A 15,887-nucleotide genomic window follows, 5' to 3' on the forward strand; every position below is an offset into this window, starting at 1 on the left:
CCACCGTGGACCGATCAGACGACGCGATGCTCCGTTCGCAACATGCAGACTACGGGCTCCTGTCCGACACCGGCGTGAAGGCATCCGCGTGACGAATCTCGACCTACCGACGCGGGCCACCCTCCTCCCGCCCCCCGCGACGTCGCCCGACATCGCGGCGGGACCGTCGCTGTCATTCGGCCAGGAACGGATCTGGTTCACCGAGCAGCTGACACCCGGCACCGCCGCGTACCTCGTCTGGTCGACGACCCGGCTGCGCGGGCCCCTGGAGGTCGAGCTGCTGCGCGCCGCCCTGGACGGCGTCGCCACCCGGCACGACAGCCTGCGCATGCGCTTCACCGAGAACGCCGACGGCGAGCCCGTGGTGGAGGTGCTGCCCGAGGTGGAGGTGCCGGTCACCGTCACCGACGCGGGATCGCTGGCGGAGGCCCGCGAGCTGGTGGCCGCGTCCGTGCGGACCCCGCTCGACCTCGGCGCCGCTCCCCTGCTGCGGGCGACGGTGGTCCGCCTGGGCGCGGACGACCACGTCCTGCACCTGGTCATGCACCACATCGTCAGCGACGGCTGGTCGCTGGACCTGCTGCTGGGCGAGGTGGCGGCCGGCTACGCCGCGCTGCGCGACGGCGGGCCGGCGCCGGTGGCCCCGACGACGGGGTACGTCGACTACGCCGCCTGGCAGCGGATCCGCCTCGACGGGCCGGCGACCGGGGACGGGTTCGCCTACTGGGCCGGAGCGCTGGCCGGGGTGCCGCCGCTGGAGCTGCCCACCGACCGGCCCCGACCGGCCGTGCAGTCGTACGCCGGCGGCACCCACCGGTTCACCGTCGACGCCGACCTGACCGACGGGCTACGCCGGCTGAGCCGGGCGCACCGGGCCACCCTCTACATGACCCTGCTCACCGGCCTGCAGGCCGTGCTGTTCCGGCACAGCGGCCAGCGGGACTTCGCGATCGGCTCCCCCGTCGCCGGCCGGGTGGTGCCGGAGCTGGAGAACCTGATCGGCCTGTTCGTCAACACCCTCGCGCTGCGGGCCGATCTCTCCCCGGTGGGCGCGGGCGCCGACTCCCCCGGCTCGGAGCCCAGCTTCGCGGCGCTGCTGCGACGCACCCGCGGCACCGTGGTGAAGGGCCTGGCCCACCAGGAGATCCCGTTCGAGCGGCTGGTCCGGGAGCTGAACGTGCCCCGGGACGTCAGCCGGGCGCCGGTGTTCCAGGTGCTCTTCACCCTGCAGAACTACGCCCGCACCGGCGGCCGGTGGCCGGCGGGGCTGAGCACCGAGAGCCTGGGCGCGGACGCCGCCGCCGCCCGCTTCGACCTGTCGCTGTACGTCAGCGAGACCGCCGACGGGCTGCGCGGGATGGTCGTCTACAACACCGACCTGTTCGACGCGGACACGATCGCCAGGCTGACCGCGAGCCTCGACACGCTGCTGCGCGCGGCGGTCGCGCAGCCGGACCTGCCGGTGGTCGACCTGGACCTGCTCGGTCCCGCCGAGCGGGACCGGGTGCTGGCGCTGGCGCGACCCGACCAGGACGAGGCCGGCCGCGCCGAGCCCGGGGCCGATTGGGCCGGGGCCGATGGGGCCGGGGCCGGCGGCCCGGGGGTCACCGGGGCGGCGGCCACCCTCGCCGATCTGATCGCCCCGCACGTCGCCGCGACCCCCGACGCCCCCGCCGTGGTGTGCGGCGCGGACGCGGTGACCTACCGGGAGCTGGACCGGCGGGCCAACCGGCTGGCGCACTGGCTGCGCGGGCGCGGCGTCGGCCCGGACGCGCTGGTCGGGGTGCTGCTGGAGCAGTCGGTCGAGCTGGCCGTGACGCTGCTCGGCGTGCTGCGGGCCGGCGGGGCGTACCTGCCGCTGGACCCGGAGCAGCCGCCGGCCCGGCTCGGCCTGATGCTCGCCGACGCCCGGCCGGCGGTGGTGCTCACCAGCGCGGAGCTGCGCGACCGGCTGCCTGAAGGGGTCGAGGCAACCTGCCTGGGCGCCGTGGCCGCCGAGGTCACCGCCGGGCCCGACACGCCGCCGCCCACCGGCGCGACCGGCGGGAACCTGGCGTACGTCATCTACACCTCCGGCTCCACCGGCACCCCGAAGGGGGTGGCGGTGGCGCACCGGCAGGTGCTGCGCTACCTCGACGGGGTGGCCGACCGGTTCGCCGTCGTCTCGGCCGCCCGGTACGCCCTGATGCAGTCCATGTCGTTCGACTTCGCCGTCACCGTCTTCTACCTGGCGCTGGCCACCGGCGGGACCGTGCACCTGGTCCAGCGCCGGTGCACCGGGGCGGAGCTGGCCGAGCAGTTGCGCGCCCACCGGATCGACTACCTGAAGATCACCCCGTCGCACCTCGCCGCGCTGGCCGCCGACACCGGCCCGGGCGACCTGCTGCCCGCCCGCGCGCTGATCCTCGGCGGGGAGGCGTCCGACCTGGAGCGGATCGTGCCGCTGGCCGCCGCCGCTGGTGGGGCCCGGGTGTTCAACCACTACGGCCCCACCGAGGCCACCGTGGGCGTCGCCACGTACGAGGTGAGCGCCGACGGGCCCGCCACCGGCCCGGTGCCGACGGGCCGGCCGCTGCCGCACGCCCGGGTGTACCTGCTCGACGAGCAGATGCGGCCGGTGCCCGTCGGGGTGCCCGGCGAGCTGTACCTGGGCGGGGACCGCCTCGCCCGCGGCTACCTCAACCGGCCCGGCCTGACCGCCGAGCGGTTCGTGCCCGACCCGTACGGCCCGCCGGGCGCGCGCCTCTACCGCACCGGGGACCTGGGCCGGTGGCGCGCCGACGGGCAGTTGGTGTTCCTCGGCCGCCGCGATCACCAGGTGAAGATCCGTGGCTACCGGGTGGAACTGGGCGAGGTCGAGGCCGCGCTGCGGGACTGCCCGGGGGTGCACCAGGCGGCGGTGCTGCTGCACGACGACCGGCTGGTGGCGTACGTGGAGCCGACGCCCGGGGCGCCGCCGCCGGATGTGGCCGGGCTGCGCCGGGTCCTGGCCGGCCGGCTGCCCGAGCACATGGTGCCCGGCCGCTGGGTGGTGCTGGACCGGCTGCCGTTGCAGGAGCACGGCAAGGTCGACCGGCGGGCCCTGCCGGAGCCGACCGACGAGGTCCCGGCCGGGGAGCGGGTGCCGCCGGTCGGTGCGGTGGAGACGCTGATCGCCGGGATCTGGCAGGCGGTGCTCGGGGTGGCCGAGGTGGGCGCCACCGACGACTTCTTCGACCTCGGCGGGCACTCGCTGCTGGCCACCCAGGTGGTGGCCCGGCTGCGCCGGGAGCTGCCGACCGTGGACGGCGGCGGCACGGCCACGGTCAGCGTGATGGACCTGTTCCGGCACCGCACGGTCCGGGAGCTGGCCGCCCTGGCCACCGGCGGCGGGGCCGGGCCGGGTGGGCTGCTGCACGAGCTGACCCCGCCGGTGGGCGCCGCCGAGCGGGTCGCCACGCTGGTCTGCATCCCGTACGGCGGCGGCAGTGCCGTGGTCTACCAGCCGCTGGCCGACGCGCTGCCGGCCGGGTACCGGCTGCTGTCGGTGGCGATGCCGGGCCACGACATCGGGCTGTCCGACGACCCGGCGCCGATCGAGGAGGTCGCCGCCGACGTCGCCGCCGAGGTCCTGTCCCGGGTGGAGGGCCCGCTGGTCCTGTATGGGCACTGCGGCCCCGGCGGGGCCCTCGCCGTGGAGGTGGCCCGGCTGCTGGAGGCCGCCGGCCGGGAACTGGAGGCGGTGTACCTCGGCGCGGTGTTCCCGTTCGGCCGGCCGGCCGGCGGGCTGCTCGGGCCGCTGCTGCGGCTACGCCTGGCCGAACGGGTGCGCAGCGACCGGATCTACCGGACCTGGTTGCAGGCGCAGGGCACGTCCGTCGGCTCCCTCGACCCGGACGAGGTGGCGTTCCTGATCCGGGCGATGCGCCACGACGCCCAGGTCTCTGAGGAGTACTTCACCGAGCTGATGCGTCAGCGGGTGACCCCGCTGCGGGCGCCGGTGGTCTCGGTGGTCGGCGAGCGCGACCGCGGCACCGACTACCACAGCGAGCGGTTCCGGGAGTGGCACTTCCTCACCGACCGCACCGCGCTCGCGGTGATCGACGAGGGCGGGCACTACTTCCTGAAGTACCGGGCCGGCGAGCTGGCCGAGATCGTCACGACCGTGCACCGGCAGGTCGACTCGCCCGTCCCGCCCCCGCCGCCCGCCGGACGGACCGAGACCGCCGACCCGGCCGACGGGCCGGAGCCCGCGTGGCAACTGGTCGCCGTCTCCCGCCAGCCGGCCGGGCCACCCGGCACGCCGGACGCCCCGGCCGCCGGCCCGGCGACGGCGCCGGAGCCGAGCATGCGCCGCTTCGGGCTGGTCGCGGCCGGGCAGGTCGTCTCCGGCATGGGCACCGCGCTGACCAACTTCGCGATCCCCCTGTGGATCTACCTGGAGACCGGGTCGCTGGCCCGGTTCGCCCTGTTCGCGGTGCTCGGCCTGCTGCCCGGCCTGCTGGTCGCCCCGCTGGCCGGGGCGCTGATCGACCGCACCAGCCGGCGGCGGGTGCTGCTGACGGCGGGCGTCGCCGCCGGAGGCGCGAACGCGGTGCTGGCCGCCCTGGTGCTGGCCGACCGGGCACAGGTGTGGCACTTCTACCCGTTGGTGGCCTGGCTGTCGGTGGCGCTGGCCTTCCAACGCCTCGCGTTCGTCTCGGCGGTGCCGCAGCTGGTGCCCAAACGCTTCCTCGGCCACGCCAACGGGGTCACCCAGACCGCGATGGGCCTGACCCAGTTCACCGTCCCGCTGGTCGCGGTGGCCCTGTTGGACGCGGTCGGACTGCGCGGCATCCTGCTCATCGACGTGGCGTCGTACGTGTTCGCGATCGGGGTGCTGGGGCTCATCAGGTTCCCCCGAACCCTGGCCCTGCAACGCCGGGAGGGCCTCGGCGAGGAGATGGCCGCCGGGCTGCGCTACGCGCTGCGCCGCCGGGAGTTCCGCGCCATGCTGACCTTCTTCGCCGCCCTGAACCTGTTCCTGTTCCCGGCGCTGTACCTGCTCTCCCCGCTGGTGCTCGGCTTCGCCGACCTGGACCAGGTGGCGCGGATCGCGCTGACCGGCGGCGCCGGCGCGGCCGTGGGCGGCCTGGTGATGCTGGTGTGGGGCGGCCCGAGCCGCCGCCGGATGCGGGCGGTGCTGCTGGGCACCCTGGGCATCGCGGTGGCCGCCGTGCTGACGGGGCTGCGGCCGGACCCGCTGCTGGTGGGCGCGGGCGCGTTCGGCATGTACCTGTCGCTGGGCGTCGTCAACGGCGTCTACAACACGATCATCCAGACCAAGGTCCCGCCGCGCTTCCACGGCCGGGTGTTCGCGCTCAACCAGATGATCGCCTGGTCGACCATGCCCCTCGGCTGGGGGCTCATCGCCCCGCTCGCCGCGAAGGTGACCGAGCCGCTGCTGCTGCCCGGCGGCGCGCTGGCCGGCACGGTCGGCGCGGTGATCGGCGTCGGCCCCGGCCGGGGCCACGGCCTGCTGTACGTCGTGTTCGGGGTGTGCATCGCGCTGACCGCGCTGGTCGCGCTGGCCACGCCGGTGCTGTCCCGGTTCGACGACGAGGTGCCCGACGCGCCGCCGGACGACCTCGTCGGCATCGAGGAACGCCAGGCCCGGGCCACCGCTGCCGTCGGCGTCGGCGTCGGGGAGCCGGGGGCCCGCGCCGCCGTCACCGGCGGCGCCCGGGAGCGCCGGGCCGAGGTCGCCGGGACCGGGGGTGGACGGCGGTGACCGCGACGACGAGCGGCCCACCGGCCGCCCGGACGGTGCCCGAGCTGCTGGCGTGGCGCACCGCCCTGCACCCGGACCGGGTCGCAGTCGAGGTGGCCGGGGTGGCCGCGCTGACCTTCGCCCAGTGGTCCGACGGCGCGACCGCCGTCGCCGCCGCGCTGTGCCGGCGAGGGCTGCGCCCCGGCGACCGGGTCGGGCTGGTGTTCGGCGCCCGCGACTGGACCCGGTTCGCCGTGGCGTACTGCGGGGTGCTGCGGGCCGGCGGGGTCGCGGTGCCGCTGTCCGACCGGCTCGCCGCCGGGCAGCTCGGCCACGCGCTGACCCACTGCGCGGCCACCGCCGTCGTGCACGGCGACGACACCGCCGCCCCGCACGCCCCCGCCGGGCTGCCGGTGTGGCGGGCCGGCGACCTGGCCGCCGGGCCCGGGACCGACGCCGACCTGCCGACGGTACGCCCCGGCGACCTCGCGCAGATCCTCTACACCTCCGGCACCACCGGCCGCCCGAAGGGCGTCGGGGCCAGCCACGCCAACCTGACCGTCGGCGCGTCGACGAACCCGCGCCGGCTGGCGCTGGCCCACTCGCAGCGGTTCCTGCACGCGTTCGCCATCGGCACCAACGCCGGGCAGACCATGCTGTTCAACGCGCTGACCGCGAAGGCCGGCGCGCTCACCCTGCCCGCGTTCACCCCGGTCCGGTTCGCCCGGCTGGTCGAGACTCCGGGCACGGGGACGCTGTTCGTCGTCCCGTCGATGGCGATCGAGCTGCTCGACTCGGGGGCGCTGCGGGGCCGCGACCTGGCCGGCGTACACCTGATCGGGTCGACCGCGGCGGCGCTGCCGCCTGCGGTGGCGGCCCGGCTCGCCGAGGCGTTCCCGCAGGCCACGATCGTCAACTACTACACCTCCACCGAGGCGGCACCGGCCCAGACCACGATGATCTACGACCCGGGGCGTCGGGACGCGGTGGGCCGGCCGGTCGGCGGGCAGCTGCGCGTCGCCGACGCCGACGGCGCCCCCCTGCCGCCCGGGACGACCGGCGACGTGTGGCTGCGGGCCCCGTACCCCCGCGCCTACTACCGCGACGAGGCCGCCAACCGGGCCACCTTCCGCGACGGGTGGGTGCGGATGGGCGACGTCGGGCGGATCGACGCCGACGGCTTCCTCTACCTCACCGACCGGCACCAGGACGTCATCAAGTCCGGTGCGTTCAAGATCTCCTCCCTCGAGGTGGAGGCGGCGCTGCACGAGCACCCCCTGGTCGCCGAGGCCGCCGTGGTCGGCGTGCCGCACCCGGTGCTCGGGTCGGCGGTCGCCGCCGCCGTGGTGCCCCGGCCGCAGGCCGCCGCCGACGGGCTGACCCTGCCGGCGCTGCGCGGCTTCCTCGCCGACCGGCTCGCCGGCCACCAGCTTCCCGCCCGGTTGCTGCTGCTCGACGGGCTGCCCCGCAACGAGGGCGGCAAGGTGCTCAAGCGGCAGCTCACCGGCCTGTTCGACAACTGACCACCAGCACGGACCGCGATTCATGGGAGAGCATGTGGGCACCGCCGAGGCGACATACGCGCAGCACGCCGTCTGGTTCACCGAGCAGGCCGGGGTCGCCGGCACGGCGTACCACATGGCGCTCGGCGTCCGGTTCGCCGCCGACCTGGACCGCCGGGCCCTCGTCGAGGCGTGCGCGGCGGTGACCGACCGGCACCCGGTCCTCGGCACCCGGGTGGTCACCGAGGCCGACGGCACCCCCGGGCTCGCGCCGGCCGACGTGCGGCCGGCGGTCGCCTTCGGCGAGTGGACCGACGCCCGGGTCGCGCAGGAGCTGGCCCGCCCCCACGACCTGCGGGTCGGCCCGCTGTCCCGGTTCACGCTGCTCACCGCCGCCGACGGCCGGCACCTGCTGCTGGTCACCGTCCACCACCTGGGGTTCGACGGGATGTCCAAGGACGTGTTGGCCCGGGACCTGGCCGACGCGTACGCCGCCGCGCTCGCCGACCTCCCGGCGCGGGCCGCGCCCAACTTCGACGGGTACGCCGGGGACGCGTCCGCCGAGCGGGAACGCGTCGCGGTCGACCTGCCGGCGGCCCGCGCGTACTGGGAGCGGCACTGGTCCGGCCCGGGCGACGTGGTGCTGCCCGGCCTGCGCCGGCTGCCCACGGGCGCGGAACCGGGCGCCGCCGTGGACGTCGACCTGCCCGCCGGCCTGGCCGACGGCGTGGGCCGGGCCGCCGGGGCGCTCGGGGTGACCCGGTTCGAGCTGCTGCTCGCCGCGGTGCACGCCCTGCTGGCCCGGTACGGCAACCGGGGCGTCCCGGTCGGCGTCACGCTGTCCACCCGCACGCCCGCGCAGGCCGACCGGGTCGGGTTGTTCGTCAACGAGCTGCCCGTCGCCGCCGACCCGGCCGCCGGCACGTTCGCCGACCACGCCCGCGCCGTGCGGGCCCGGCTGCGCGAGCTGTACCGGTTCCGCGCGGTGCCCCTCGCCCACGCCGTGTCGGGGCTGCGCCCCGCGCCCGCGTTGACCGGGGTCTCGGTCGGCTACCGGCGGCGCGGCGCCGAGCCGGCCTTCCCCGGGGTGGCCACCGGCGTGGACTGGACGCTGTTCGGCGGCGCGGCCCGCAACGCGCTGCACGTGCAGATCGTGGACGGCCCGACCGGGATCACGGTGAGCCTCCAGCACAGCCCCGCCGCCATCGACACCGACGCGGTCACCCGGATCGGCGCCCACCTGCGCACCCTGCTCGCCGCCGTGGTCGCCGACCCCGGGCGGCAGGTCGGCGACCTGCCGGTGCTGCCCGCCGACGAGCTGCACCGGGTCACCGAGGGCTGGAACGACACCGCGCGGGCGTACCCCGGCGACACCGTGCCCGAGCTGTTCGCGGCCCGGGTCGCCGCGGACCCGGACGCGGTGGCCGTCGTCGACGGCGACGTCACGCTCAGCTACGCCCGGCTCGACACCGCCAGCGCCCGGCTCGCGGTGCTGCTGCGCGAGCGCGGCGTCGGTGCCGGGTCGCTGGTCGCGGTCGCGCTGGACCGGTCCTGGCGGACGGTGGTGACGATGCTGGCGGTGCTGCGCCGGCGGGCCGCGTACCTGCCGGTCGACCCCGGCCACCCGCCGGCCCGGCGGGACCTGGTGCTCGCCGACGCCGACCCGGCGCTGGTGGTGACCGCCTCCGGCGGAACACAGGACGCCCGGCCCGAGCTCGCCCTGGACGGAGTGGACCTGCTCGCCGGCCCGGACCCGGCGCGGGACCTCGCGGGCCCGGTCCCGACCCGGGACACCGACGCGCCGACCGCCGCAGACCTGGCGTACGTGCTGTACACCTCCGGTTCCACCGGCCGGCCGAAGGGCGTCGCGGTGCGCCACGGCGCGCTGGCCAACCTGCTGCTGGGAATGCGGGACCTGCTGGACAGCCGGCCCGGGCACCGCTGGCTGCACCTGACCTCGCCGTCGTTCGACATCTCCGCGGTGGAGGTGTTCCTGCCGCTGGTCACCGGCGGCCGGGTGGTCGTCGCCTCGGCGGTGAGCGCGCTGGACGGCGCCGGGGTGCTGCGGCTGGCCCGCGACGCCGGGGTGACCCACGTCCAGGCCACCCCGTCCGGGTGGCGGGTGCTGCTGGAGGCGGGCCTGGACGCGGCGGGCCCGCTGGTCGCCCTCGCCGGCGGGGAGGCCCTGCCGGTCACCCTGGCCCGGGAGCTGCGGGCCCGCACCACCCGGCTGGTCAACGGGTACGGCCCGACCGAGGCGACGATCTACGCCACCACCGCCGACGTCCCCGCCGACCCGGCCGAGGTGACCATCGGCCGCCCGCTGCCGAACGTGCGGGCGTACCTGCTGGACAAGGCGCTGCGGCCGGTGCCGGTCGGGGTGCCCGGCGAGCTGTACCTGGCCGGCGCCGGGCTGGCCGACGGCTACCTCGGGCGCGACGACCTGACCGCCGAGCGGTTCGTGCCGGACCCGTTCGGCGGCGGGGGGCTCTACCGCACCGGCGACCGGTGCCGGTGGCTGCCGGACGGCCGGATCGACTTCCTCGGCCGGGCCGACGACCAGGTCAAGATCCGGGGGCACCGGATCGAGCTGGGTGAGGTCGACGCCCGGCTGCTGGAGCACCCGGCGGTGGCGCAGGCCACCACGGCGCTGCGCGCCGACAGCGACGGCGAGGCCCGCCTGGTGGCGTACGTGGTGGCCCGGGCCGGCGCGGTCGCGGACCCGGCGGACCTGCGCCGGCACCTGGCGCTGAGCCTGCCGACGGCCGTGCTGCCCACCGACTGGGTGCTGCTGGACCGGCTCCCGCTGAGCCCCAACGGCAAGGTCGACCGGGGGGCGCTGCCCGCCCCGGCGCCCCGGGCCGACCCGGTCGCGGCGGCCCCCGCCCCGCCCGGGGAGGCCGGCGACCCGGTGGTGGAGACGCTGCGCGAGATCTGGCAGGACGTGCTGAAGATCCCCGACATCGGCGTGCACGAGGACCTGTTCGACCTGGGCGGGCACTCTCTGACCATCACCCGGATCAGCGGCCGGATCCAGCAGCGGCTCGGCGTCGAGGTGCCGCTCGACGCCTTCTTCGACACCCCTACGATCGCGGAGATCGCCGAGATCGTCCGACAGTCCGGAAAGGAACTCTGATGGGTGCCACCGAGCTTCGCACGCGGGTCGCCGCACTGGTCAGCGAGGCCACCGGGGGTGACGTGCCGGCCGCCGACGTGCTCGGCGGCGGGTCGCTGGTCGCCCTCGGCGTCGACTCCCTCGGCCTGCTGCGCCTGGTCGACGCGATCGAGCTGGAGTACGGCGTGGAGGTCGAGCTGACCGAGCCCGGCCACCGGCTGGACACCCTCGACGACCTGGTGGCGGTCGTCGAGGCGGCCCGCCCGGACGACGCGGGCGGCGCTGCTCAGCTCAGCGCAGCCGGTGACGGCCGCTGAGCCACTCCCGGGCGGACCGGGAGTTCAGGGCCCACAGCACCCAGGCCAGCAGGCCGACCCCGACGATGGTGATCGCACCGAACATCCCGAGCGAGGCCACGGCGAACAGCCCGGACGACACGTACGCCGGGTAGGCCGCCCAGGGGCGGCGACCGGACAGGCTGAACGCCACGAAGGCGCAGGTGACGGCCATGGCGGCGAAGAACACGGCGGCGCCCAGGGAGCCGTCCTCGGCCAGCAGCCGGTGCACCGTCGCCAGCGCGAACAGCAGTGTCAGGAGCGCGAAGACGAGCACGGTGGCCAGCACGGGGCCGGGCATCGGGGGGCGGCGCAGCACGCCGTCGTACCCACCGGCGCGGGGCGGTCGAAGCACCATGGAACAACGATGGAGGTCTACCTGCAAGGGGATCGGACACTGTCAGGAAGACGACACAGCCAGGCGTCGGCCTAAGCTTCCGCCATGGCGAAGTACTACGACGTGCACCCCGACAACCCGCAGCCCCGGACGATCCGCCAGGTGGTCGACCTCGTCCGGGGGGACGGGTTGATCGCCTACCCGACCGACTCGTGCTTCGCCCTGGGCTGCCGGCTGGGCAACAAGGAGGGCATGGACCGGATCAGGGAGATCCGCCACCTCGACAGCGGCCACCACTTCACCCTGGTGTGCCGGGACTTCGCGCAGCTCGGCCAGTTCGTCCACCTCGGCAACGCCGTGTTCCGCGCCGTGAAGGCGGCCACCCCCGGCAGCTACACCTTCATCCTGCCCGCCACGAAGGAGGTGCCCCGCCGGCTGCTGCACCCGAAGAAGAAGACCGTCGGCGTCCGCATCCCCGAGCACTCCGTCGTCCAGGCGCTGCTCACCGAACTGGGCGAGCCGCTGCTGTCGAGCACGCTGCTGCTGCCCGGAGACGCCGAACCGATGACCCAGGGCTGGGAGATCAAGGAACGCCTCGACCACGTCGTCGACGCGGTCGTCGACTCCGGTGACTGCGGCACCGAGCCGACCACGGTGGTCGACTTCTCCGACGGCGAACCCGAGGTCGTCCGCGTCGGTGCGGGAGACCCGTCCCGCTTCGCGTAGGGTGACCGGCCCGCCGCCGCACGGTGGCGGCCGTTCGGCACAATCGGACCGGCATTCGCTCAAAGCTCATCGATCCCTGGCCGGGCCGGGGACGCGGACTGTGAGGTCATCTGATGGTGCGACTCATCCTGCCGGTCGCCGCGACGCTGCTGGTGCTGATCGCGGTGCGATGGTCACAACCGGACGCCCTGCGGGTCGACGGATTCTGGCCGCTGGCGGCGGTAGCGGTGGTGACGGCGCTCGGCTCGGCCCTGACCCTGGGCCTGTCCCGGGTCGCCTTCTCCCGGACGGCGCCGTGGATCCGCGGGTTCCTCTCGACCGCCGTCGCGTTCGTCCTGCTGGCCGCGTTCACCGACGAGCCCGGCCCGGCGGCGGTCGTCGGGGGGATCCTGGTGACGCTGGCGGTGCTGTTCTCGCTGCTGCGCGGCGGTGATCGCGCACTGCGGGCGGAGCCGTTCCCGCCGGACGTCCTCGGCGTGGCCCGGCTCGCGGCGCGGTTCGTGGTGCCGGCAGCCTGGTACCTCGCCGCCGTCGAGGTGGTGCCGGGCGTGCAGTCGGCGCACCGGTGGCCCGGCGCGCTGCTGGGCGGCCTCGTCGCGGGAGGCACCCTCGTCGCGGGCACGACCCTGGCGTGGACCAGGCCGTGGCACGCCTGCGTGACGCCGGTGACCGTGGGCGGCCGCGAGCGGGCCGCGTACGGCGGCATCGGGCACCTTGTCGGGATCGGCGACCCGGGCGCCGGCGAGCACCTGCGGACGATGGGCTCCGGCGGCGTGCTCGCCGACCTGTCGGGCCTGCTGCCGGACCCGACCCCCGACAGGCTCCGCCGGCTCCTCGACCGCCTCACCCCCGGCCTGGTGCGGGCCGCCTGCGCGATCGAGACACCGCGACGGGTGCTGCTCGCCTCCGCCGGCTACGGCGACGCCGTGCACCTGTGGGACCCCGAGACCGGCCAGCCGGTGCACGCCCTCGCCGGGCACCTGGGCCCGGTGAACGCCCTGTGCGCCGTGCCGGTCGGCGACACCGTCCTGCTCGCCTCCGGCGGGGACGACCGCCGGATCCGGATCTGGGAACCGGAGACAGGCCGCCAGGTGCGGGTCATCGGCCGGCAGGCACGGTGGGTCGTCGTCCGGGCGCTGTGCACCGTGCCGGTGGACGGTCGGACCCTGCTCGCCGCCGGGTACTCCGACGGCACCGTCCGGTTGTGGGACCCGGCCGACGGGCGACTGGTCCGCCACCTGGGCGCCCAGCAGGGCGGCGTCAACGCCGTCTGCGCGGTCACCGTCGACGGCGTGACCCGGCTCGCCTCGGCGGCCGGCGACGGCACCGTGGTCCTGTGGGACCCCGACGGCGGCGAGCGCCTCGGCTCCTTCGACGACGAGGCCCCCCGCTATGCGCTCTGCACGGTGGAGCTGGACGGCGAGGTGCTCCTCGCCGCGGCCGGGGACGGCATCGGCGTCACCCTGTGGGATCCGGCGAGCGGGACGCGCCGGGGCTCGTTGGGCACCGGGTCGCTGCTGGGCCTGCTGACCGGCTCGACGGGTTGGATCCGGTCGATGTGCCAGGTCGGCGCCGGCGACGACTCGTTCCTGATGCTCGCCGGTTACGACCGTGCGGTCGAGCAGATCCGCCTCCGGCCGGCGCTGCGGTCCCTCGCCGCGCCGGAAGGCGCCTCCTGACCGACCACCGCGATTCGGTCCCGTGTCGAGTGACGCCGGGCGGACGACGGCACCCCGTCGCCGCCCAGCGGCCTCGGGTGGTTCAGAGGGATCCGACGAACTGGCTGACGTGGTAGGCGGTGCTGCGGTTGTCGAGCCCCCTGGTCCACTTCGAGACCATCAGGTGAAGTTCGTTGGCGTTCCTGCCGGACCAGGGGTGGATGAAGCCGCCGTACAGCGCGGGCTCCTGCCACGGGAACACCTGGATCTTCTCGGCGGTCCACACCTGGTCCGGCCCGCCGGCTGTGCGGGTGACGATGCAGCCGGTCACGCAGTTGACGTAGGACATGACCCAGGTCCCGTCGTGCAGCCTGCGTACCGACGGCTCGCCGAACCGGCCGGTGAGGATCGGGGTGCAGGGCCTGCCCCAGCCCCAGTTGCTGCCGTTCCAGCCCCAGCCCTCGTACGACTCGGGGTAGAACAGCCGGTCCCAGCGGACCCGGCGCAGCATCATCGGGCCGTCCTGGCGACCCGCGCGGACGGAGAAGACGTAGACCCAGTCCCCGTCGCGCTGCATCGTCCACATCTGGAACGGGTCGGTGTTGTTGCCGTTGTTCCACCACTTCAGCGGCGTCCGGACGAAGTCGTTGCCGTTGTCGGAATAGGCCAGGCCGGCGTAGCGCGAACGCCAGTGCGGGCCGGCGGGACCGACGGAGTCCCAGTTCTCGATGCTCATGTAGGAGATCAGTTGGCGGCCGGTCTCGGGGAAGCTGATCCCGTCGTTGGGGATGACACTGACCTCCCACAGGCCGTCGATCCCGATCCCGTGGTGACCGTTGTGCATGATCTCGGGGGCCCGGCCGTTGCCGGCCACCCGCGCGGCGCTGTCGAAGACGATCCCCCCGGGCGCACCGGGGTGGACGTTGGAGCGCAGCATCACCGGGGACCGCCAGTCGTTGGGCAGCGGCGGACCCTCGGGCCACGGGGTGTTGAAGGTGTCGCCGAAGAGGTACCCGATCGAGCCGTTCTCCAGCACGTACGGGATGCCCAAGTCCGTGCCGGCGACCTGCCACCGGCTGTTGGTGTCCAGGTCGGCGCCGGTGAGGCGTTTCTTCCAGGTGGCGGCCTGGGCCGGGCCGGGGAGAGCCAGGGCCGGCGCGACGGCCGAGGCCGTGGCGACCGCGGCGACCCTGCCGAGGAATGCACGACGGTCGAGTGCCATGTCAGGTCCTTCCCGCCCGGCCGGTCCGGCCGGGCGCGCTCGGTGCCTCCCCGGGAAACGACGGCGAGGCGACTCAGACGAGGGTGGGTTCAGAGGGGGGTGGGTTCAGAGGGGGGCGCTTCGGCGAGCAGTGAACGGGCCTTGGCCTGTGACTGGTCGTAGCGGTCGGGGAAGCCGGAGCGTTGGACGCACTGCGCGACCTGACCGGCGGTGTAGCCGGGGTTGTCGCGGTCGCAGGTGACCGCGGGTGTGACCGGGGCGGTCACCGCCAGCGTGACGGCGACGGCGGCGGTGAGCCGGGCCGCGAGGGGGAAGACGGTGGACGTTCGGGTGGGAGTGTCCATGACGGCCCTCCGGGAAGCGGGGAGTGGTGGTCCGGGTGGCGGCGGGGCCGCAGTCCCGGAGGCGAGGGCGGGCGGCGGACAAAAATTAAGGCGCATATCGATATGTGGATGAAACTTACGGCCACTTGACGACGCAGTCAAGGAAGAAACTTTCGGGCAGGTGGAGTCCTGGATATTGCCTCCCACCTGCGCGAATACTGGCCGACGGAGTGTCGTGCCACGCTCGGCCGTGACCTGGGGTATTGACCGCAATCGAACGCGTTGGCTCCACCTCCGCCAGTGGCACCGTCCAGGAGCCCGCCCGCCTAGGCGACACATGACCCGATCCCGCGCACGACCTCTTCGCCGTCGGCAACGAACAACCCCGCGTCGGTGACATCAACGGCGACGGCAAAGACGACATCGTCACCTTCACCTGCAACACCGACGGCGCGGGCCAACGCCGACAACCCGGTGCAGCGCATCGGGAGCTACCACAACAAGCGGATCTTCCTTGCCGCCGGCACCTCCCCTGACCCGGTGAACGAGACCCAGGAGCTGGCCGGCCAGCGCGAGTTCCGGGCGGCTCTCGGTCAGGCGGGGATCCCGCACGAGTGGCGCGAGGTTCCCGGCGGGCACTACTTCCGCCACGAGCTTTTCGTCCAGGACCTCAACGGAATGCTCGGTCGCCTCCGTCGTGCCGGCTGATCCGGCCCCGCCCGCTCGGCCGTAGACACAAAAAGGGCCACCCCCTATGGGGGTGGCCCTTTTTGAAAGGTGTCCGGCGGTGTCCTACTCTCCCACACCCTCCCGAGTGCAGTACCATCGGCGCTGGAGGGCTTAGCTTCCGGGTTCGGAATGTAACCGGGCGTTTCCCCTCCGCCATGACCGCCGTAACTCTATCGACATATCAAACAACACCAGCAACTGGTCTGTTGTTC

9 protein-coding genes, 1 rRNA gene and 1 pseudogene are annotated in these 15,887 nt (G+C 74.9%); 7 read left to right on the top strand and 4 right to left on the bottom strand.

What is annotated here, in order from left to right; translation table 11 throughout:
* Window positions 1–88 precede the first annotated feature (88 nt).
* The 4 genes from OG617_RS31610 to OG617_RS31625 are packed head-to-tail and all read left to right on the top strand — an operon-like array spanning window position 89 to window position 10,662.
* Window positions 89–5,749, top strand: coding sequence for an amino acid adenylation domain-containing protein (locus OG617_RS31610; RefSeq protein ID WP_405096539.1), 5,661 nt, complete (start codon window positions 89–91; stop codon window positions 5,747–5,749).
* The gene (locus OG617_RS31615; protein ID WP_405096540.1) at window positions 5,746–7,251 is read left to right on the top strand and encodes a class I adenylate-forming enzyme family protein; all 1,506 of its coding nucleotides are present in this window, start codon (window positions 5,746–5,748) and stop codon (window positions 7,249–7,251) included. Before OG617_RS31610 ends, OG617_RS31615 begins: the two co-directional genes overlap by 4 nt.
* A gap of 22 nt (window positions 7,252–7,273) precedes the next feature.
* A complete protein-coding gene (locus tag OG617_RS31620; RefSeq protein WP_405096541.1) occupies window positions 7,274–10,366 on the top strand; it encodes a non-ribosomal peptide synthetase in 3,093 nt (1,030 codons plus the stop codon).
* The gene (locus OG617_RS31625) at window positions 10,366–10,662 is read left to right on the top strand and encodes an acyl carrier protein (RefSeq protein ID WP_405096542.1); all 297 of its coding nucleotides are present in this window, start codon (window positions 10,366–10,368) and stop codon (window positions 10,660–10,662) included. The genes OG617_RS31620 and OG617_RS31625 overlap by 1 nt, the downstream gene beginning before the upstream one ends.
* On the opposite strand, the gene OG617_RS31630 is transcribed toward OG617_RS31625, so the two are convergent.
* Window positions 10,637–11,038: a hypothetical protein gene (locus OG617_RS31630; RefSeq protein ID WP_405096543.1), complete on the bottom strand. Its 402-nt coding sequence runs from the start codon at window positions 11,036–11,038 to the stop codon at window positions 10,637–10,639. The two genes, OG617_RS31625 and OG617_RS31630, sit on opposite strands and share 26 nt — an antisense overlap.
* Before the next feature lie 84 nt (window positions 11,039–11,122).
* Between OG617_RS31630 and OG617_RS31635 the strand changes: the two genes are divergently transcribed.
* Window positions 11,123–11,743 (top strand): L-threonylcarbamoyladenylate synthase, encoded by a 621-nt coding sequence (locus tag OG617_RS31635; RefSeq protein ID WP_387024229.1) that lies wholly within the window; start codon window positions 11,123–11,125, stop codon window positions 11,741–11,743.
* 113 nt (window positions 11,744–11,856) lie between these two features.
* The gene (locus OG617_RS31640; protein WP_405096544.1) at window positions 11,857–13,422 is read left to right on the top strand and encodes a WD40 repeat domain-containing protein; all 1,566 of its coding nucleotides are present in this window, start codon (window positions 11,857–11,859) and stop codon (window positions 13,420–13,422) included.
* 82 nt (window positions 13,423–13,504) lie between these two features.
* Here OG617_RS31640 and OG617_RS31645 read toward each other — a convergent pair whose 3' ends face one another.
* Entirely contained in the window at window positions 13,505–14,623 is a 1,119-nt protein-coding gene (locus OG617_RS31645; RefSeq protein WP_405096545.1) for a DUF4185 domain-containing protein, read from the bottom strand.
* A gap of 89 nt (window positions 14,624–14,712) precedes the next feature.
* Window positions 14,713–14,967: a hypothetical protein gene (locus tag OG617_RS31650; protein ID WP_405096546.1), complete on the bottom strand. Its 255-nt coding sequence runs from the start codon at window positions 14,965–14,967 to the stop codon at window positions 14,713–14,715.
* Between the two features lie 429 nt (window positions 14,968–15,396).
* Here OG617_RS31650 and OG617_RS31655 point away from each other — a divergent pair.
* Window positions 15,397–15,654 (top strand): annotated as a pseudogene (locus OG617_RS31655) (alpha/beta hydrolase-fold protein); the annotation flags it as partial.
* A gap of 71 nt (window positions 15,655–15,725) precedes the next feature.
* Here OG617_RS31655 and rrf read toward each other — a convergent pair.
* Window positions 15,726–15,842, bottom strand: a 5S ribosomal RNA gene (gene rrf / locus OG617_RS31660).
* Window positions 15,843–15,887: the final 45 nt, after the last annotated feature.

The sequence above is a fragment of the Micromonospora sp. NBC_01412 genome (assembly GCF_045040215.1).
GTDB lineage: Bacteria > Actinomycetota > Actinomycetes > Mycobacteriales > Micromonosporaceae > Micromonospora > Micromonospora rubida.